Here is a 20,286-nt window from a genome sequence, read left to right as displayed (position 1 = left end):
TCCCGAATGGACAAGACTATCGCTACGCCCGCAGAGGCCGTGGCTGCGATCCCCGATGGCGCATCGGTGATGATAGGCGGCTTCGGTGGTTCCGGCGCACCGCTTGAACTGATCAAGGCGCTCGTCGAGCGTTTCAAGGAAACCGGCAGCCCCAAGAACCTGACCGTCGTCAACAACAACACCGGCAACGGCAAAGTCGGCCTCGCGGCGATGATCGAACTGGGCATGGTGAGCAAGATGATCTGCTCTTTCCCCCGCTCTGCCGATCCGCGTGCGTTCACCGAAGCCTATCTGGCTGGTGAGATCGAACTGGAACTGGTGCCCCAAGGCACACTGGCCGAACGTATTCGTGCCGGCGGCGCTGGCATCCCTGCGTTCTACACGCCGACCAGCTTCGGCACCGATCTGGCCGAGGGCAAGCCGGTCGCGGAATTCGACGGCCGCAAGTACGTGCAGGAACGCTGGCTCAAGGCCGACTACGCGCTGGTCAAGGCAGAGCTGGGCGACCCGCACGGCAACCTCACCTACCGCAAGGCCGCCCGCAACTTCGGCCCGCTGATGTGTACTGCCGCCGCGCAGACCATCGTGCAGGTTTCGCACCTCGTCGACGCAGGCACCATCGACCCCGAGGTCGTCGTGACCCCCGGTATCTTCGTCAATACGGTGGTCGAAGTCGTCAACCCCGCTCAGGAAGAGCTGCTGAACCGTGCCGAGGAGTCGTGGGTATGAGCATCGAGACCAAACTGACGAACGCCCAGATCGCATGGCGGGCAGCGCAGGACATTCAGGACGGCGCCTATGTGAACCTCGGTATCGGCTTTCCCGAAATGGTGGCGAAGTTCCAGCCCGAAGGCCGTCAGGCGATTTTCCACACTGAGAACGGTGTGCTGAACTTCGGTGAGGCCCCTGCTGCGGGGACCGAGGACTGGGATCTGATCAACGCGGGCAAGAAAGCTGTCACGCTCCGCCCCGGTGCGGCGTTCTTCCACCACGCGGACAGCTTCGCGATGGTGCGCGGCGGTCACCTCGACGTGGCGATCCTCGGTGCCTATCAGGTCGCGCAATCGGGCGATCTGGCGAACTGGTCGACCGGCAAGGGCGGCGTTCCGGCTGTTGGCGGCGCGATGGACCTTGTCCACGGAGCCAAGCGCGTGGCGGTCATCACCGATCACGTCACCAAAAAGGGCGAGCCGAAGCTGCTGAAGGAATGCACCATGCCGCTGACGGGCGTCGGCTGCGTGACCCGCGTCTACACCTCGCTCGCCGTGGTCGACATCGAGGACGGCCAATTCGTTCTGCGTGAAAAGCTGCCCACCGTGTCGATGGATGACCTCCAATCAGTGACGGACGCGGAGCTGCACATTGATGGCGATATTGCCGAACTGATCGTACCGGAGCTGTAAGATGACCGAAGTCTATATCTGCGACTACATCCGCACCCCCATCGGCCGTCTCGGTGGCTCGCTGGCGTCGGTGCGTGCCGATGACCTCGGCGCGATCCCGATCAAGGCCCTGATGGAGCGCAACGCCGGTGTCGATTGGGCTGCCGTCGACGAAGTCATCTACGGCTGTGCCAACCAAGCGGGCGAAGATAACCGCAACGTCGCCCGCATGTCCGCCCTGCTCGCCGGTCTGCCCGTCGAAGTGCCGGGGACCACGATGAACCGTCTTTGCGGCTCTGGCATGGATGCGGTGATCACGGCTGCCCGCGCGATCAAGGCAGGCGAAGCCGATCTGATTATCGCTGGCGGCGTCGAAAGCATGTCCCGCGCGCCCTTTGTCATGCCGAAGGCCGAGAGTGCCTACAGCCGTTCGAACGCGATCTACGACACGACCATCGGCTGGCGTTTTGTCAACAAGTTGATGGAAAAGCAGTACGGTGTGGATTCTATGCCCGAAACGGCTGAAAACGTGGCCGAAGATTTCAACGTGAACCGCGCCGATCAGGACGCCTTCGCTCTGCGGTCGCAGGACAAAGCCGCCACCGCGCAGGCGAACGGCCGTCTGGCGAAAGAGATCGTTCCGGTCGTGATCCCGCAGCGCAAAGGCGATCCGAAGGTCATCGATACTGACGAGCATCCGCGTGCGACCACGCTGGATGTGCTGGGGAAACTCAAAACCTTCGTCAAAGCGGACGGCACCGTCACCGCAGGCAACGCTTCGGGCGTGAACGATGGTGCGGCTGCGCTGATCATTGCCTCGGCGGAAGCGGCGAAAAAGCATGGTCTGACCCCGATTGCCCGCGTGCTTGGCGGGGCCACCGCTGGCGTTGCGCCGCGCATCATGGGCTTCGGCCCTGCGCCTGCGTCGAAGAAACTGATGGCACGCCTTGGCCTGCCGCAGTCCGACTTCGACGTCATCGAGCTGAACGAGGCTTTCGCATCTCAGGGCCTCGCCACGCTGCGTGATCTCGGCATTGCGGACGACGATCCGCGTGTGAATCCGAACGGCGGCGCGATTGCGCTCGGACACCCGCTGGGTATGTCCGGTGCGCGCATCACCGGCACCGCTGCGCTGGAAATGCTGGAAAACGGCGGCAAGCGGTCGCTGTCCACCATGTGCATCGGCGTCGGACAAGGTATCGCCATCGCGCTCGAGCGCGTATGATAAAAAAGGCCGCGCATAGAGCGCGGCCTTTTTCTTATTCGTCGATCGGACGGCGACGGAATTTCCGGTAGAGCTTGCGGTTCTTTCTCAGGAAGCTGTCGTAGACCAACCAGATCCCTCCGGCGTGGCGGCCTTTCAGGTAAACGGCCCCCGCCGTCCCCGAAATAATCGCGCCCAAAGTATCCACGATGATGTCTTTCATCGTGTCGGGCAGACCGGACTTCTGCATGTTTGTGCCGAAAAACTGGTCCATCGCGTATTCGAAAATCTCCCAGATCGCGCCGATGGACAGCGCCACGCAAGCGGACAGCAGGCCGATGGCCCACGGCGGCGCGGCATAGCGGTCGCCTTCGAACAGCATGAAGATGAACAGGAACGCGATTACGCCGAACGATAGCGCGGAGCTGAAGTGCAGTAGCGTGTCCCACCACCAGTATTTGTTATAGAAATCTTCGACTTCGCCCAAAAACAGCGTGGCAAAAACGAAGACAACGATGGCGACGATAAAGCTGCTGGGAAGGCGGATGCCCACGGCTTTTTCGAACAGGTAGGGCGCAAAGCTGATCGCAAGCGTCAGACCCGGAATGAAGACCTGTAACGGGCGACCGGACAGAACGGCAGTGACGCACTCGAACAGGAGAATGGCCTGTAGGATCATCACAATAATGGGCGGGCGGCGCATAATACCTCACAAATCAATTTAATGACCTACATAGAGCGTATGTCTGATACGTCATCACACCGTCTGCGTCTTGCGAGCTGGAATATCCGTGCGGGTCTGGGAACCGACCTGCGGCGGGACGCTTTACGTGCAATCAGCGGAATTTCTGCGCTGAAAGCGGATATTGTCGCGCTGCAAGAGGCCGACTTTCGGATGGGCCGCCGTCCGACGGCCCTGCCCAAGGATTCATTGATCGATCATACGGGGCTTTGCCCTGTCGAGCTGGCAGAGAACGATGTCTCGCTGGGTTGGCACGGTGTGGCGGTGCTGGCAAAGCCGCATATCAAGGCGGTCGATATCCACCGCTTGCCTCTGCCGGGGCTAGAGCCGCGCGGTGCATCGGTCGTCGATTTCGACATCGGCCTACGTGTTGTGGCAGTGCACCTCGGCCTTTTGCGCCGCGACCGCCGTGCGCAGCTGGGGCATATTCGCGAATATCTGGATGATCTGGAGTGGATGCCTACGGTGATGATGGGTGACTTCAACGAATGGCATCAGTCGAAGGGGTTCGAACGCCTCGACGGGTTCACCGTCCTTGCGCCGGGAGGCCGGACCTATCCATCGCGTATGCCCGTGGCGCCGCTGGACCGGTTTGCGCATAACGATTGCTGCACCGTCCATCCCCTGCCCGTTCCGCGGTCTCCCAGCGGGCCGAAGGCATCGGACCACCTGCCGATCCTCGTGGAGGTCGAAATTCATAAAAAGGCAGGCCACGCGCAGATGCCGCCCGAAGAGCGCGTCACGCAAAGCCACCTCGCCTAAGAAAAAGCCCCGCATGAGCGGGGCTTTTGTCTGTTAGCAGTACTGGTTGACCAGATTTTCGAGCCGTTCCTGACGGCCCGACTTGGCCTTCGGATTGATGTTGTCCGCCAGCACCTTGTCGTGGATGGCGTCCAGATCGGAGGACTGCATGTCCTTGCCGAAGTCGGTGTCCCAACCGGCATAGCGCTCGTTGCGCAGCTCTTCGAGCTTGCCGTCTTCGAGCATCTTGGCAGCGGCTTTCAGACCGCGCGCGCAGACATCCATTGCGCCAGCGTGACCGAGGATCAGATCTTCGGGGTCGATCGACTGGCGACGGACCTTGGCGTCGAAGTTGGTGCCGCCGGTGGTGAAACCGCCAGCCTTGAGCACTTCGTAGTAGGCCAGCGCGACTTCCGGAACGTTGTTCGGGAACTGGTCGGTATCCCAGCCCGACTGGTAGTCGTTGCGGTTCATGTCGATCGAACCGAGGATGCCGAATTCGCGGGCCATCGCCAGTTCGTGCTCGAACGAATGACCGGCCAGAATGGCGTGGCCCTGTTCGATGTTCATCTTCACTTCGTTCTCGAGGCCGTATTCCTTGAGGAACGCGAAGACGGTGTTCACGTCGTAGTCATACTGGTGCTTCGACGGCTCCTGCGGCTTGGGCTCGACGAGGATCGCGCCTTTGAAACCGACCTTGTGTTTGTAGTCGACGACCATGCGCAGCATCCGCGCCATGTTCTCGCGCTCGCGCTTGAGGTCGGTGTTCAGCAGGGTCTCGTAGCCTTCACGGCCGCCCCAGAGGACATAGTTCTCACCGCCCAGTTTGTGGGTCGCGTCCATGCAGGTTTTGATGGTCGCTGCCGAATAGGCGAACACTTCCGGATCGGGGTTGGTCGCCGCACCGGACATGAAGCGGCTGTTGGTGAACAGATTCGCCGTTCCCCACAGCAGCTTCGTGCCGGTCTGCTCCATCTTTTCGCCGAAGTAATCGACGATCTCGGACAGGTTGGAACTGCTTTCTGCAAAGGTCGCGCCCTCGGGACGCACATCCGCATCGTGGAAGCAGAAGTACGGTGCCTGCAGGATCGAGAACATCTCGAACGCAACATCGGCCTTCAGCTTGGCCAGATCCATTTCGGAGCCGAACCACGGACGCTCGAAGGTGCGGCCACCGAACGGGTCGCCGCCTTCCCACGCGAACGAGTGCCAGTAGGCAACTGCGAAGCGCAGGTGGTCTTTGAGCGTCTTGCCCATCACTACTTCATCGGGATTGTAGTGACGGAAAGCGAACTCGTTATCCGTCTGGGGTCCCTCGTAGGTGATCTGCGGAATACCTTTGAAAAAGTCAGTCATCTCTCATGTCCTAGTTAAGCCCCTTAAGAGCTTTGTAAGCGTTCTGGTAACGCTGATGGGCGGCGTCAAAGTCGCCCTTGAGTTCCGGAACGGGGTCGATCGTACGTTCAATGGTGGGCAGCGTGGCGATTTCGGCGCCCGCACCCGTTGCGGCCATCATGCCCAGACGAGCAGCGCCGAAAGCACCGCCGAAGTCGCCTGCGACAGGCAGATGGACGGGCATACCGAGCGAGGTCGCAATAGCCTGCACCCAGTAATCCGATTTCGAACCGCCACCGACAGCGAGCAGACGCTCGATCTTGGTGCCGGTCGAGGTGAGCGCGTCAAAGCTGTCCTTGACCGCATGGGTCACGCCTTCGAGCACCGCGCGGACCATCGTGTGCTGGTCGGCGTTGTGGTCTAGATGCAGGAAGCTCGCGCGGATTTTCGCGTCGTTGTGCGGGGTCCGTTCACCGCCGAGGTACGGCAGGAACAGCGCACGGCTCGGCGCCTGAAGGTCGCCCAGCGCGCCGGTCAGCGCGGCAGGCTTCTGGCCCAGCACCTTGGCGAACCAGTTCATCGCATCGGCGGCCGCAAGGATCACACCCATCTGGTGCCACGTATCAGGCAGCGCGTGGCAGAAGGTGTGAACCGCCGAAGCAGCGTCAGGCTGGTAGCTGTCGGATGCTGCGAAAAGCACGCCCGACGTGCCGAGCGACACAAACGCATCGCCCGATTTCACCACGCCTACGCCCACGGCGCTGGCCGCGTTGTCACCGCCGCCACCGGCGACGACGACGTTTGCGGGCAGGCCCCACTTCGACGCGAGTTCCGCACGGACGTTGCCCGATGCTTCGGAGCCTTCGACGAGGCGCGGCATGTGCTCGCGGCCCAGATCGGTCGCAGCAAGCAGCGTGTCCGACCAGTCGCGCGCACCGGTATCGAGCCACGACGTACCGGCGGCATCGGACATTTCAGCCACGTATTCGCCGGTCAGGAAGTAGCGCAGGTAGTCTTTGGGCAGCAGAACCTTCGCGACCTTCATGAAGGTGTCGGGTTCGTTGTTCTTCACCCATTCCAGCTTGGGAGCGGTGAAGCCCGGAAACACGATATTGCCGGTCAGGTCGCGGAACAACGGATTGGCATCCATCGCTGCGGCTTCGACAGCCGAACGGGTGTCATTCCACAGGATGCAGGGACGCAGGACTTCGCCAGCGGCATCCAGAAGGGTCGCACCGTGCATCTGGCCCGAAAGGCCGATAGCGCGGACGCCCGACATGTCTACCTTGGAAGCGAGGGCGCCCATGACGTCCTCGACAGCGGCGATCCAATCTGCCGGAGCCTGCTCCGACCAGCCGTCGTGCGGACGGCTGACGGTCAGAGCTGCATTGGCTTCGGCCAGAATGGTCTGGTTATCGTCAATGACGATACCCTTGAGACCAGACGTTCCCAGATCCAATCCGATGTACATTGCTATGCTACCTCTCGCTTAGGGTTCTTGCCGAGAATGATCATCGAAAGGATGTCGTCCTCGGTCACATCTTCCACACGTTCCGTGCCGACCATCTGCCCGTTCTTCATCACGGACACACGGTCACACAGATCCATCATCTCCCGCGTATCGTGGCTGATGAGGAAAATGCCAAGACCCTGAGCTTTCAGTTCTTTAATAAGGTCAGCAACCATTGCCGTTTCATGCACACCAAGGGCGGCGGTAGGCTCGTCCATGATGAGAATTCGGGCATTGAAGTAGACCGCACGCGCAATCGCGACCGACTGGCGCTGACCGCCCGAAAGGGCCGAAACCGGCTCTTTCAGTTTGCGGAAGTTGGGGTTGAGGCGCGCCATGATCTTGCGCGTCTCGGCTTCTTGAAAGCTGTCGTCGACAAAGCCCATCGCATCGACCTTCTCGCGGCCAAGGAACAGGTTGGATGCCGCGTCGAGGTTATCGGCCAGCGCGAGCGTCTGGTAGATCGTCTCGATGTTGAAGTCGCGGGCATCGCGGGGCGACGCGATGTCGGCCTTCTTGCCGTCGACATAGATCTCGCCGGAGTCGGCCTTGTAGGCGCCCGACAGGATCTTGATCAGCGTCGATTTACCCGCTCCGTTGTGACCCAGAAGGCCCACGACTTCGCCCGGATAGAGCGAGAGGGAAACGTGATCGACCGCTTTGATACCACCAAAAGCGATGGAGATGTCACGCATTTCGACAAGCGGGGTGCCATTGTAATCAACAGTCATGGTCTTGGCTCCTTACTTGCGCGCACTGCGATAGCGGTTGTCGAGGAAGACGGCGAAGGCGAGGACCACACCGACGACGACCTGCTGGATCGCACTGTCGAAACCGATGAGGATCATGCCGGTCTGGAGCGACTGCATCACCAGCGCACCAAGGATCGCGCCGTAGATTGTGCCCACACCGCCAGCGAGGCTGGTGCCGCCGATAACGGCTGCCGCGATGACGTAGAGTTCGTCGAACTGGCCCAGCGCGTTGGTCGCTGAGGTCAGACGGGCCGAGGAAACCACACCGGCCAGCGCGGCGAGCGTGCCCATCAGTGCGTAGATTTTCACGGTCATCATGTTGACGTTGATACCGGCGAGCTTTGCCGCTTCGGGGTTGCCGCCGATGGCGAAGACATAGCGACCGAAACGGGTGCGACGTGCGAGGATCGTCATGCCGATGGCAACGACCACAAGGATCAGAACCGGAATGGCAAAGCCGTGGCTGATGAACAGGCCCTCTTCGGGGATCGTGATGTTGTTCGCTTCGGCGTAGCGACGGACGATACCGCGCGGCCAGCCGTAGGCATTGACCAGAAGAACTGCACCGATGACCGCGCCGCAGGTCAGCGCGGCCACAACGACTTCGGCCCAGACGGGACGGACGTGGAAACCGTAGGTCTCGCGGCGCTTGCGGCCTTTGACGAGCATCCACAGGATCACAGCACAAGCGACCAGACCGACGGCCCAGCTGCCGGTGCTACCGATAGCGCCGTAAGGTCCACCGCCGAGCAGCGCAAAGGTGCTATCGACCGGAGAGATCGTCTCGCCGCGGGCAACAAGGAACGCCGCACCGCGCCAGACCATCAGGCCGGCAAGCGTCACGATAAAGGACGGAATTTCGAGGTAAGCGATCAGGAAACCGTGGAAGGCGCCGATCATCGCGCCAAGGATCAGGCCGCAGATGACGGTGATGATCCAGATCGCAGGATGGCCGAGGCCAAGGTACTGCGGTAGGATATCGACCTGAATGACGCCCATGACGATCGCGCAAAAGCCGAGGATCGAACCGACCGAGAGGTCGATGTTACGCGTCACGATCACGAGCACCATGCCCGTTGCCATGATGCCGATCGACGCCGTTTGCACCGAAAGGTTCCAGAGGTTGCGCGGCGTGAGGAACGCGCCGAAGCCGTTGACGATCGCACCGTAGAGGTGGAAGCCCAGCCAGATCAGCAGCAGCGCGCCGACCATGCCCAGAAGACGGGGATCGATTTCGGTGACGCGCAAGAAGCGGTTGAAGGCACCTTCGTTGGATGTGCCGGAGGTCGAGGCATTTGCCCCGGATGCAGATGAGTTTTCGGTGGTCATGTCCTCGGTCCGTGCTGGTCGCTCTGGTGTGCAGAGGGGCGTTCGGCGAAATGAGACTGGTCCGTGCGGATCATTGCCGTCACGGAGCGCCTGAGAGGCGGAGGTCGTCGGCACCGCCCCTTTCGGAGCGGTACCGGTTATTGCGGATCAGTGATTACTGGCAGGCAGCAACGCTATCCATCGCACCTTCGCAAGCCTGCTCTTTCGAGATGTGGCCAGCGTCGATAACAACGTCGAGGTTGTCGACGGTTACCGGGGTCGGATCGAGGAAGATCGCGGTCATTTCAACGCCGTTGGCGCCGCCCGACCATGCTTCTGCGCCGTCTACGTCTGCCATTGCAGTGCCGTTTGCGAGAGCAGCAGCGATGTTACCGGCAGCCGAACCCAGAGCGCGCGAGTCTTTCCAGACCGAAACGGTCTGGGTGCCGCGGGCAACGCGGTTCAGAGCAGCAAGGTCGCCGTCCTGACCACCAACCGGGATCACCATACCCTGCGCTTGCAGAGCAGCGATAACGCCGCCGGCCATGCCGTCGTTTTCAGCCAGAACCGCGTCGACGTTGTTGTCGTTGGCGGTCAGGATCTGCTCCATGTTCTTCTGGGCGTTGTCCGGCTTCCAGCCGTCGGTGAAGCTTTCACCAACGATGGTGATGTTGCCAGCTTCGACGTCGTCGCCGATGACTTCCATCATACCTTCGAGCAGGAACAGCGCGTTCGGGTCACCCTGGTCGCCTTTGATGATGGCGAAGTTGCCGTCCGGCTGGGCTGCGGTGACGGTTTCAGCGATGATGCGGCCGACGCCCTTGTTGTCGAAGGTCAGGTAGAAGGCGCGCTCGTCTTCGATCAAACGGTCGTAGCCGACAACCGGAATGTCTTCGTTCGAAGCCATATCGATAGCCGGGCCGATGGCGTCCTTGTCGACCGACAGGATGACCAGAGCGTCAGCGCCCTGAGCGATCAGAGCTTCGACGTCGGTCAGCTGCTTGGCTGCCGAGTTCTGAGCGTCCGAAGAAATGTAGGTATCGCCGTTGGCTTCGATTGCAGCCTTCATCGCGGCTTCGTCGGTTTTCCAGCGCTCTTCCTGGAAGTTCGACCAGCTAACGCCGATGGTGAGACCTTCGGCCATTGCAGCCGAGTTGAAACCGGCCACTGCAACCGCAGCGGCGATGATGTATTTATTCATGATTTCCTCCCAAAGGTTTCCACATCGCAGTGCGACGCAGATGCCGGACGTTGATCCGACACCATCAACCATGGCGAATTATATTCAGTTGTCAAAATAAAATTTTCGTTCAGGGATCAAATTTTTAGCTTTTCACTTGGGAAGTCCTGCAAATCATGATTAGATTCGGGATCAGGAGGACGTCTCTGCTGGAGGAGTGGAGATAAATACTTCAAGGAATGAAAAATGTATGACCGGCCCGCTGACGCGATGCCCGCACCCGATGATTTTCCTAAGGGATGCGGCCCGTTGCTTGCTTCGAGTGGATATGACGCGACCCCGTTGCGCCAGAAAGTCTTCGAACATGTGCGTGCATCAGGCCGTGCCGCGCGCGCCGATGTGACCCGCGCGCTGGGAATCAGTGCCGGATCGACGACCGCGGTCACTTCTGACCTGATCTCCACCGGATGGCTGCGCGAGGTCGAAGGCACCCCCCGCGAGTCGGGCCGTGGCCGCCCTCCTGTCGCGCTCGAGGTTGTGGCAGAGACCCACTACGTCATCGGCATCAAGCTTTCGGACGAGAATCACACTGCCGTTCTGACGGACCTCGCGGGGAACCAGCTCGCCGATGCGACACTCCCTACCCCGCCCGTTCGAAAGACGCTCGACCAGCTTTTGGCGGAAACCGAGCAGCTGATCATGGCCCTCCTCACCCCGCGCGGCATGAAGGTCCGCGAGGTTTCGGCCATCGGCATCGGGATTTCGGGCCTGTGCGACAACACCTCGGGCATCGTCCACTGGTCGCCGCTGATGCTGGAGAACGACATCGAATTCCGCGCGGCGTTCGAAGAACGCTTCGACGTGCCCGTCCATCTGGACAACGACGCGAACGTCCTGACGCTGGCCGAGCTGTGGTTCGGCGCGGGGCGGTCACGGTCCGAATTCGCGGTGGTCACGATCGAACACGGCGTGGGTATGGGGCTGGTACTCAACAACCGCCTCTATCGCGGTACGCGTCGCATGGCGCTCGAGCTGGGGCATATGAAGGTCCAGCTCGACGGGGCGCTATGCCGTTGCGGTCAACGCGGCTGTCTGGAGGCGTATCTCGCCGACTATGCGCTGGTACGCGAGGCCTCCACCGCGCTTGGCCGCAACACCCGCAACCTGCAAAGCCCGCATGCCATGCTGGAAACCCTGTACGGTCAGGCGCAGGCGGGCAATCAAGCGGCACTGACGATCTTCCGCCGTGCAGGGCGCTACCTCGCCCTCGGGCTCGCGAACGTCGTGCAGCTGTTCGATCCGGGGCTGATCATCGTGTCGGGCGAACGGATGCGCTACGAATACCTCTACGCCGACGAGGTGATGAGCGAGACGCGCGATCTGATCCTCTTTAACGGCCCGCCCGAATGCAAAATCGAAACCCACGCGTGGGGCGACCTTGTGTGGGCACGCGGCGCTGCTGCACTGGCACTATCCGAAATCACTGCCGCTGCGCTGGGAGGCCAGTCATGATCCGCACCCTGCCCCTGTTGCTTCTGGCGACGAATGCCGTTGCCGATCCCGCGTTCGAAAACCACTCGGACGCGCTGACCGAGCACGCCTATGTCGGCGGGTGGGAGCATTTCGTGGGTGGCGGTGTTGCTGTCTTTGATTGCAACGGCGACGACCTGCCCGATTTCTTTGCCGCTGGCGGGGACAATCCCGCGAGCCTCTTCGTCAATGACGGCGACTTCGCGTTCCATGACGGCACCCTGCCCGAGATGCTGCACACCACCGGCGCCTACCCGCTCGACATCAATGCTGACGGCTGGATGGACCTGTTCGTGCTGCGCGCCGGTCCGAACATCGCGTTGAAGGGCGGCCCCGATTGTAGCTTCACCGACGCGACTTCCGAATGGGGCATTCCCGACGGCGGCGAGGCGTGGTCCACCGCCTTCACCGCATGGTGGGAGGATGAAGAGCGCCCCGTGATGGCCGTCGGAAACTACGTCGACCGCGCCAATCCGGACGGTCCGTTCTTTGCCTGCGATACCAACGCGACCCTGCGCCCTGAGAGCGATGGATACGTGAGCGAGACGCTGGAACCCGGGTTCTGCCCCCTCTCCATGCTGGCCGCCCGCGATGCGCGGGGCCGCATGACGCTGCGCCTGTCGAACGATCGCCAGTACTATGTGCGCGGCGGATGGGAGCAGATGTGGGACATCGCGGACCGCCGTTTCCTCACCGAAGAGGACGGTTGGAAGAAGCTGTCGATCTGGGGAATGGGCATCGCGAGCCGCGACCTCGATAGCGACGGCAAGGACGAGGTGATGCTGACCTCGATGGGCGACAATGTCCTCAGCTTTGCCCAAGGCGACGGCACCTACGCCGCCGCCCGCTACGACATCGGCACCTACGCGCAAATCCCGTTCGACGGCTCGGACGGGCGTCCGTCGACGGGCTGGCACGCGCAGTTCGGCGATATCGACAACGACGGGCTGGACGATCTGTTCATCGCCAAAGGCAACGTCGACCAGATGCCGACCAACGCGATCCACGACCCCAACAACCTGCTGATGCAGCAGGCAGACGGACACTTCGTCGAGAAAGCGGATGTTGCGGGCGTTGATACGACCGACCGTTCTCGCGGCGCGGCGCTGGCGGATTTCGACCTCGACGGGCGGCTGGATCTGCTGGTCCTGAACCGCCGCGCTCCGCTGGAGATTTACCGCAATGTCACCGAAGGCACGGGCCACTGGCTGTCCATTGCGCTGGAGCAGGAAGGCGGCAACCGGAACGCCATCGGCGCGCAAGTGACCGTCACCGCAAACGGCGTGAGCCGCACCCAGCAGGTGACTGTCGGCGGCGGCCATGCGGGCGGTCAGGCGTTGCCGCTCCACTTCGGTCTGGGCGATGCGGCGGAGGCAGAGGTCACGGTGACTTGGCCGAATGGCACTGAAAGCACCACCTTAGCCAAGGCCGATAGACCTCTGATCATCCAGCATTAATTCGCGACAGGCAGACCGCTCGGCACGGTGGCCGGAACACCCATCCGGCCGCTTTTCGCGACGGGATCGGTGAGTGCGCCAAGGAACGCGACAAGCTCTGCAATGTCGCTTTCGCTGAGCTCGACCGTGGGCATTGCGTTGGCGGCAATGATCGCCTCGACCTCTGCCGGATCGTCCATGATGCGCCAATCGGACACCTCGAGCGCGGGCAGCATCGCCTGCGAACGGTCGTAGTTTTCGAGCGCGGCAACCGGATCGGCGTGGGCCTCGATGAACCCTTCGAGCGTCGCGTAAGCCCCTGCGTGACCGTAGGGCGCAGTCAGTTCCACATTGCGCAGCGACGGGGTGCGGAACGCATAGAGGTTCGCCGGATCGCCCGTCACACGGAAGCGGCCTTCGTCCCGCGCGTGGGTCTCGAACCGCGCACCCTTGCCCGGTCCGATCTGCGGCTGGCCGGTCGCATGGAACTGCTGGTCGGTCTGGAATTTGCCCGAGTGGCAGGACGCGCAGCCCGCGTCGCCGTAGAACAACTCCATCCCCGCCATCGCATCGGCGGACAGCTCGCCCTCGCCCCGCAGATAGGCGTCGAACGGCGACGTATCGGAGCGCCATTCGTGCGCCATGAACGCGGCGATCGCGTTGGAGATGTCGGTGAATCCGATCTCCTGCGCCTCAAGCCCGTAGACGTCTTTGAAGCGGTCGGCATATGCGGGAATCTCCGCCACGCGGCGCGAGATCAGATCCCATGCACCGCCCTCTGCCGTCAGTGTGCCGAGTCGCACGGCCTTGGCCACTTCGTTCTCGGAATAATGGCCGGCCATTTCGTCTGGGCTGAGCACGGGGAACATCGTTTGCGCCGACAGAATCGAGTCGAAACCCGCGACCATTTCCTCGTCCAGCGGGGTTCGCAGACCACCGGGACGGTTCGGGTCTTCTTCGACGCGGCCATCATGGAAAAGTCGTGTGAATTCATGGGCACCGAGGTTGAAAAGCGCCTGCGCATTACGCGGGACACGCTGCTCGGGCAGGTTCTCCTGATCGGCCAGACGGTCCATACCCAGACCATGCCCGCCGTCCCCCAAGGGCAGCGACAAGCCATCGCCCGTGCCATGCTTGGGATGGTGGCAGGTGGCACAGGACACCTCGCGATTCCCCGAAAGAACGGGATCGTAGAACAAAAGCTGCCCCAGAGCGGCTTCGTCCATGTTCACAGGCGCAAAATCGCTGTCGATCACAGGATCGGGAAGCCCGTCCGCAGCCCAAACAGCACCGCCGAGCATGACCAGCAAAGCGCTGATTCCAATGGATTCCCGCATTTTTTCCTCCCTGCGTCCCGCGCCTATCATCGCTGTATGGGGCGCAAGGTCAACGCCTCACTGCCCATCAGAATATTTGACGAACAGAGCGACTCGAATTAGAACAAAAGAAGAACATTGGACGAGAACATGACACATCCCTGCCCCGACGAACCCACATTGTCCGAAGTCTTCTGCAACCGCGCGATCGACGCTGCGCCGGTCGGTTTCGTGCTGGCGCATATCAAGTCGGACAAGCCCGTTTTGTGGATTCAGGACCGCATTTCCCGCAAGGAATCGGGCCGCCCCTACATGCCCGGAATGCTCCGCCCGATGGAGATCGTGTATGTGGACGCCAAGCGCCCCGTCGATGTCCTCTGGGCGATGGAGGAAGGGCTAAACTGCTCCGGTTTCGGCGCGGTTCTGGGGGAAATTTGGGGCGACCCGCAGGTACTGGATTTCACCGCCACCAAACGTCTGGCCCTGCGCGCCGAACGTCACGAGGTTCCCGGCTGGATGATCCGCCGTTCCGCCCAGCCCAACCTGAGTGCCGCGCGTAACCGCTGGCGCGTCGCCTCGCTGCAATCGCTGCGTCACCCGTGGAATGCCCAAGCCCCCGGCACCCCCATGTGGGAGGCCGAACTGTTCCGCAGCCGCAACGGAAAGACGGGTCGCTGGGTTGTGAAATACGAAAACGAAAACATGCACTTCGAGCATGGAATTGAAGCAGACGCCCACACCTTCGCCAACGGAGCGATCCAATGACGACCGCCCCTGACATGAGCAAACCCCGCCGCATTCTTTCGGTTTACCTGCCCCGTTTCGGAATGGAGCATTGGGAAATCCGCGCCCGCCGCCGCGGCGAAACGCTGGACTCTGAAAAGCCCTGCGCTCTGGGCCTCGACACCCCGCGCGGCCCCGTCGTCCATGCGGTCAATCCCGCCGCCGAAGCCCAAGGTATCCATGCAGGCGCCCGCGTGGTGGACATGCGCGCACTATGCCCCGACCTGCGGATGGAACACGCGGACCTACACGCCGAAAAACACGCCCTCGAACGCCTGATGCTCTGGTCCCGCCGCTGGGCGCCGTGGTCCGCGATTGATGGCAAGGGCGGCCTCGTGCTGGACGTGACCGGCTGCGCGCACCTCTTCGGCGGAGAGGACGGCTTCCTGCGCAAGGTCGAGGCCGACCTCGCCCGCGCGGGCATGACCTGCCGCCTCGCCATCGCCCCGACGCACGGCGCCGCATGGGCGCTGGCCCGCTACGGCACAGGCGCCGCGATCTGCCACGACGTGATGGACGGCCAACTCGCGGCGCTTTCTGTCCGCGCGCTGCGCATCGCAGGCGAAACCGTCACCCTGCTGAACCGCCTCGGCCTCAAAACCATCGGTGATCTTCTGGCAACACCGCGCGTGCCGCTCACCCGCCGTTTTGCCCGCAATGCGCTGGAAGAAAACCCGCTGATGCGGTTGGACCAGATGACAGGCAAACTCGCCGAGCCGCTGACCGCCCCCAAGGATCCGCCGCGTTTCGTGGTGCAATCGCGACTGGCCGAGCCTGTTCAGGATCCGACCGAATGGATTCCCCAGCTGGCCGAGGAACTCTGCACCCATCTCCATGACGAAGGCAAAGGCCTCCGCCGTGTGCACCTCACCGTCTACCGCACCGATGGAGAGGTCTCTTCCGTCACCTGCGCCACCAGCCAAGCCACCCGCGACCCAAAGCACATCGCCCGCCTCTTCGACGGAAAGCTCGAGAGCATCGATCCAGGTTTCGGTTTTGACCTGATCACGCTGATCGGGTCGGCCAACGAACAGATCGGCACGCGCCAGACGCGGCTCGACCGCAAACCCGATCACTCAGAGGCAACGGCGCGAACCATCGATAGGCTCATCGCCCGCTTCGGCCCGCCCGCCGTCCTGCGCCCCAAGCACACCCCGCGGCACATGCCCGAACGACAGGAACACTGGCAAACGGCGCTGGCATCCGATGCCTACCCCACACCGATCAACCTGCAACGCCCCTGCCGCCTGCTCGAGCACCCCGAAGAAATCAGGGTGCTCTATGCCGTTCCGGAAGGCCCGCCCGCACAGTTTTCTTGGCGCAAGCTAGTCCACAGGATCAACCGCTACGAAGGCCCCGAACGGATTGCCCCCGAATGGTGGAATGACCGCGCCTCGAGCCGCATCCGCGACTACTACCGGATCGAGGAACAATACGGCCTGCGCCTCTGGATCTACCGCAACGGGCTCCTCAACGACGGACGCGGCTTCGATCCCCTGTGGTTCATGCACGGCCTGTTCCTCTGATGAGCGCCGCGCTCTTCATTCTGACCCAAATACCTTGGGGGAGGCCGCAGGCCGGGGGCAAAGCCCCCAACGCCGGACGGGAGCCGTCCGGCATTTTCGGTGGCCGCCCTACCGGCGGCATTCGGGGGCTCTGCCCCCTCTTGACCCTATCGGGCCAATTCACCCCCGAGGTATTTTTATCAAAGTGAAAAGGACGATGCTGTGCCTGAAGTGGAAAAGCATCATCCCAAGCACTCACTTCCGGAAGATGTCACCTATACTCCCCATCCCAAGTCGGTTTTCGTCGAACTCGGCCTGACGTCCTGCTTTTCGTTTCTGCGCGGGGCGTCCGACGGGAGCGAGATTGCGCACGCTGCGTGGAGCGAGGGATATGACGCGATCGGGGTGGCCGACCTCAATACGCTCGCCGGCGTTGTCCGCGTTTATACAGAGACCGAGAAAGCCTGCGTGAAGGCGCTCGTGGGTTGTCGGATCGCGCTTCACGAGGGTGACCAGTTCCTCGTTTATCCGCGCGACCGCGAGGCTTACGGGCGGCTGTCCGCCCTTCTGTCCAAAGGCAAGCGACAGACGGTAGATGGCGCATGGCAGGCCAAGGGAGATTGTCACATCACCCTCGCCGATCTGAAGGCCGCTGCCGAAGGCATGATCCTGATCGCTGTACCGCCTAACGATATCGTGCATTGGCAAGTCCGGCTCGGGCGGCTGAAACGAGCGCTTCCCCAATTGTCCCATCTTGCGGCGGCGTATCTCTATCGCGGCGATGACAAGGCGCGGCTCAATCAACTGGATCAGATCGCGCGGCGGAACGGGATGTGCCTGATGGCGACGAACGATGTGCTGTATCATGCGCCGCACCGCCGTCCGCTTCAGGACGTGATGAGCTGTATCCGCGAGAAGGTGAAAATCACCGAGGCGGGCTTCCTTCTGGAGCCGAATGCGGAGCGCCACCTGAAATCTCCGGCCGAGATGTGCCGCCTGTTCGCCGAGTGGCCCCATGCTATTCACGCGACGCGAGAGATCGCGGACAGCATCACCTTCGATCTGCGCCAGTTGTCCTATGAGTATCCACGCGAGGTTGTGCCCGAAGACAAAACCCCGCAGAGCCACCTCGAAGACCTCACGTGGCAGGGCGCCGAATGGCGTTATCCTGACGGTATTCCGGAGGAGACGCGACGGACGCTCGAAAAGGAACTGCGGATGATCGAGAAGCTCGACATCGCTCGGTATTTCCTGACGATCCATGACATCATCTGCTTTGCCCGCCACGACTGCTCGCCCCCTATTCTGTGTCAGGGGCGCGGGTCTGCCGCGAACTCTGCCGTGTGCTATGTTCTCGGGATCACGGCGGTCGATCCCGCGCAGCACCAGCTTCTGTTCGAGCGTTTCATCAGCGAGGAACGCAAGGAGCCACCCGATATCGACGTCGACTTCGAGCACGAACGGCGCGAGGAGGTCATCCAACACATCTACAGCAAATACGGGCGCGATCGCGCGGGGCTGTGCGCCACGGTGATCCACTACCGTCCGCGCTCGGCCATCCGCGAGGTGGGCAAGGTCATGGGCCTTTCGGAGGATGTGACCAACGCCATTGCGCGCACCGTTTGGGGATCGTGGGGGACCGACATCGGTGAGAAGCATCTGAACGAGGCGGGCCTCAACCTGTCCGACCCGCTGCTGCGCCGCACGATCATCATTGCCCGCCAACTGATCGGAATGCCGCGCCACCTGTCGCAGCACGTCGGCGGCTTTATCCTGACCGAACGCCCCCTGACCGAGACGGTCCCCATCGGCAACGGTGCGATGGCGGACCGCAGTTTTATCGAGTGGGACAAGGACGACATTGACGCGCTCGGCATCCTCAAGGTCGACATCCTCGCGCTGGGGATGCTGACCTGCATCCGCAAATGTTATGACATCATTTCAGCGCATTACGACCGGCACTTCACCTTGGCCACGACACCCAAAGAGGACCCGCGCGTCTACCAGATGCTCTGCCGCGGCGATAGTGTTGGCGTGTTTCAGGTCGAGAGCCGCGCGCAGATGAACATGCTCCCGCGTCTGCGTCCGCGTGAATTCTACGACCTCGTGGTAGAGGTCGCCATCGTCCGCCCTGGCCCCATCCAAGGCGACATGGTCCACCCCTATCTCAAACGCCGCAACGGCGAGGAGCCGATCATCTACCCGTCCCCCGCGCCGCCCCACAATGCGGACGAGTTGCGCAACATCCTCGGGCGGACCTACGGCGTGCCGATCTTTCAGGAACAAGCGATGAAAATCGCGATTGAAGCAGCGGAGTTCTCTCCGGCCGAAGCGAACGAGCTGCGCAAAGCGATGGCCACGTTCCGCAGTCGCGGCACCATCGAGAAGCTACAGGACAAAATGGTCGGCCGCATGGTGCGCCGCGGCTATCAGGAAGACTTCGCCCGCCGCTGCTTTGACCAGATCAAGGGCTTTGGCGAATACGGCTTTCCCGAAAGCCACGCCGCCAGCTTTGCCCAGCTGGTCTATGTATCGAGCTGGCTGAAATGCCATTATCCGGCGGCCTTTTGCGCCGCCCTGCTGAACTCGCAACCGATGGGCTTCTACGCCCCCGCCCAGATCGTCCGCGATGCGCGTGAACACAATGTGACCGTGCTGCCGATCGACGTGAACTATTCGCACTGGGACAACACGCTCGAACCCTATGGCAATGCCTTCGCGGTGCGCCTCGGCATGCGCCAGATCAGCGGCCTGCCCCAGGCGGCGGCCCTGCGGCTCGTCGCCGCACGTCAGCACCCGTTCCGGGACGTCAAATCCCTGCAAGAGGCTGGCATCAGCGCCGCCCACATCCGCAAACTGGCCGAAGCAGACGCCATGCGCTCGCTCTTCATCGACAGACGGCAAGCGCTGTGGGAGGCGAAATCACTCTATGACGCCCCCGACTTGCCCCTGTTCCGCGAAACCCGCGACGAAGGACAGGAACCCGCCGTCGCCCTGCCCGAAATGCCCGTCTGCGAACAGGTCGTCGCCGATTACCAGACACTGCGCCTCTCGCTCAAAGCGCACCCGATGGCCTTCATGCGCCGCAGCCTGACCAAACAGCGCTACCTGTCGAGCGCCGACCTGATGCACACACGGCCTTGGCAAAAGGTAAAACTAGCGGGCCTCGTTCTGATCCGCCAACGCCCCGGCTCGGCCAAAGGCGTGTGCTTTATCACGACCGAAGACGAAACCGGCGTCGCCAACATCGTCGTCTGGCCCAAAGTGATGGAGGCCTACCGCAAAACCATCATGCAGGCCCGCCTGCTCGAAGTGCACGGTTATGTCCAACGGGAGGGCGAGATCATCCACATCGTCGCCGAACATCTGGTGGACCGCTCGGACGCACTCCAAAGGCTCGCGCCCGAAAACATGCCCGCGCCGATGTCTCGCGCGGACGAAGTGAACCGCCCTCTCCCGCAGCGCCATCCGCGCGATGTCCGCATCATTCCCAAAAGCCGCGACTTCCACTAGCCGCGCCTGCCTTTGTGCTAAAAATATCCGGGGGTGAATTGGCCGCAGG

16 protein-coding genes are annotated in these 20,286 nt (G+C 62.1%); 9 read left to right on the top strand and 7 right to left on the bottom strand.

Translation table 11 applies throughout. The annotated features are described in order from the left end of the window. Positions 1 to 6: 6 nt before the first annotated feature. Genes HCZ30_RS11270 through pcaF form a run of 3 tightly spaced genes read left to right on the top strand, consistent with a single transcriptional unit; the run spans position 7 to position 2,607 of the window. Positions 7 to 729: a 3-oxoacid CoA-transferase subunit A gene (locus HCZ30_RS11270; protein WP_167638400.1), complete on the top strand. Its 723-nt coding sequence runs from the start codon at positions 7 to 9 to the stop codon at positions 727 to 729. Further along, entirely contained in the window at positions 726 to 1,403 is a 678-nt protein-coding gene (locus tag HCZ30_RS11265; RefSeq protein ID WP_167638399.1) for a 3-oxoacid CoA-transferase subunit B, read from the top strand. The genes HCZ30_RS11270 and HCZ30_RS11265 overlap by 4 nt, the downstream gene beginning before the upstream one ends. A 1-nt stretch (position 1,404) precedes the next feature. Further along, positions 1,405 to 2,607, top strand: coding sequence for a 3-oxoadipyl-CoA thiolase (gene pcaF, locus HCZ30_RS11260; protein WP_167638398.1), 1,203 nt, complete (start codon positions 1,405 to 1,407; stop codon positions 2,605 to 2,607). 34 nt (positions 2,608 to 2,641) lie between these two features. On the opposite strand, the gene HCZ30_RS11255 is transcribed toward pcaF, so the two are convergent. Then, positions 2,642 to 3,289 carry a hypothetical protein gene (locus HCZ30_RS11255; RefSeq protein ID WP_167638397.1) on the bottom strand — a complete coding sequence of 216 codons (648 nt, stop codon included), beginning with the start codon at positions 3,287 to 3,289 and terminating at the stop codon, positions 2,642 to 2,644. 39 nt (positions 3,290 to 3,328) lie between these two features. Between HCZ30_RS11255 and HCZ30_RS11250 the strand changes: the two genes are divergently transcribed. Next, a complete protein-coding gene (locus HCZ30_RS11250; protein WP_167638396.1) occupies positions 3,329 to 4,090 on the top strand; it encodes an endonuclease/exonuclease/phosphatase family protein in 762 nt (253 codons plus the stop codon). Positions 4,091 to 4,123: 33 nt separating this feature from the next. On the opposite strand, the gene xylA is transcribed toward HCZ30_RS11250, so the two are convergent. From xylA to HCZ30_RS11225, 5 genes are all read right to left on the bottom strand, one after another. Continuing rightward, positions 4,124 to 5,425, bottom strand: coding sequence for a xylose isomerase (gene xylA / locus HCZ30_RS11245; RefSeq protein WP_167638395.1), 1,302 nt, complete (start codon positions 5,423 to 5,425; stop codon positions 4,124 to 4,126). 10 nt (positions 5,426 to 5,435) lie between these two features. Further along, on the bottom strand, positions 5,436 to 6,875 hold the full coding sequence (gene xylB / locus HCZ30_RS11240) for a xylulokinase (RefSeq protein ID WP_167638394.1): 1,440 nt from the start codon (positions 6,873 to 6,875) through the stop codon (positions 5,436 to 5,438). Between the two features lie 2 nt (positions 6,876 to 6,877). After that, complete coding sequence (locus tag HCZ30_RS11235; protein WP_167638393.1) at positions 6,878 to 7,645, bottom strand: ATP-binding cassette domain-containing protein; 768 nt, start codon at positions 7,643 to 7,645, stop codon at positions 6,878 to 6,880. A gap of 12 nt (positions 7,646 to 7,657) precedes the next feature. After that, the gene (locus tag HCZ30_RS11230) at positions 7,658 to 8,995 is read right to left on the bottom strand and encodes a sugar ABC transporter permease (RefSeq protein WP_167638392.1); all 1,338 of its coding nucleotides are present in this window, start codon (positions 8,993 to 8,995) and stop codon (positions 7,658 to 7,660) included. Between the two features lie 154 nt (positions 8,996 to 9,149). Further along, positions 9,150 to 10,175: a substrate-binding domain-containing protein gene (locus tag HCZ30_RS11225; RefSeq protein ID WP_167638391.1), complete on the bottom strand. Its 1,026-nt coding sequence runs from the start codon at positions 10,173 to 10,175 to the stop codon at positions 9,150 to 9,152. A 225-nt stretch (positions 10,176 to 10,400) separates the two neighbouring features. Between HCZ30_RS11225 and HCZ30_RS11220 the strand changes: the two genes are divergently transcribed. Both HCZ30_RS11220 and HCZ30_RS11215 read left to right on the top strand, forming a co-directional pair. Next, positions 10,401 to 11,666: an ROK family protein gene (locus HCZ30_RS11220; RefSeq protein ID WP_167638390.1), complete on the top strand. Its 1,266-nt coding sequence runs from the start codon at positions 10,401 to 10,403 to the stop codon at positions 11,664 to 11,666. Then, positions 11,663 to 13,141 (top strand): CRTAC1 family protein, encoded by a 1,479-nt coding sequence (locus HCZ30_RS11215; protein WP_167638389.1) that lies wholly within the window; start codon positions 11,663 to 11,665, stop codon positions 13,139 to 13,141. The genes HCZ30_RS11220 and HCZ30_RS11215 overlap by 4 nt, the downstream gene beginning before the upstream one ends. Here HCZ30_RS11215 and HCZ30_RS11210 read toward each other — a convergent pair. After that, positions 13,138 to 14,457 (bottom strand): cytochrome-c peroxidase, encoded by a 1,320-nt coding sequence (locus tag HCZ30_RS11210; protein ID WP_167638388.1) that lies wholly within the window; start codon positions 14,455 to 14,457, stop codon positions 13,138 to 13,140. The genes HCZ30_RS11215 and HCZ30_RS11210 overlap by 4 nt on opposite strands. A gap of 129 nt (positions 14,458 to 14,586) precedes the next feature. Here HCZ30_RS11210 and HCZ30_RS11205 point away from each other — a divergent pair, with 129 nt between their 5' ends. From HCZ30_RS11205 to HCZ30_RS11195, 3 genes are all read left to right on the top strand, one after another. Continuing rightward, the gene (locus HCZ30_RS11205) at positions 14,587 to 15,201 is read left to right on the top strand and encodes an ImuA family protein (protein WP_167638387.1); all 615 of its coding nucleotides are present in this window, start codon (positions 14,587 to 14,589) and stop codon (positions 15,199 to 15,201) included. After that, positions 15,198 to 16,745 carry a Y-family DNA polymerase gene (locus HCZ30_RS11200; RefSeq protein ID WP_246212761.1) on the top strand — a complete coding sequence of 516 codons (1,548 nt, stop codon included), beginning with the start codon at positions 15,198 to 15,200 and terminating at the stop codon, positions 16,743 to 16,745. The genes HCZ30_RS11205 and HCZ30_RS11200 overlap by 4 nt, the downstream gene beginning before the upstream one ends. A gap of 201 nt (positions 16,746 to 16,946) precedes the next feature. Next, on the top strand, positions 16,947 to 20,237 hold the full coding sequence (locus tag HCZ30_RS11195) for an error-prone DNA polymerase (protein ID WP_167638386.1): 3,291 nt from the start codon (positions 16,947 to 16,949) through the stop codon (positions 20,235 to 20,237). The last annotated feature ends 49 nt before the right edge of the window (positions 20,238 to 20,286 follow it).

The sequence above is a fragment of the Marivivens donghaensis genome (genome assembly GCF_011806565.1).
Classification (GTDB): Bacteria; Pseudomonadota; Alphaproteobacteria; order Rhodobacterales; family Rhodobacteraceae; genus Marivivens; species Marivivens donghaensis_A.
The sequence above is the reverse complement of the archived record's forward strand: the minus strand, read 5'-3'. Positions and strand labels throughout refer to the sequence as shown.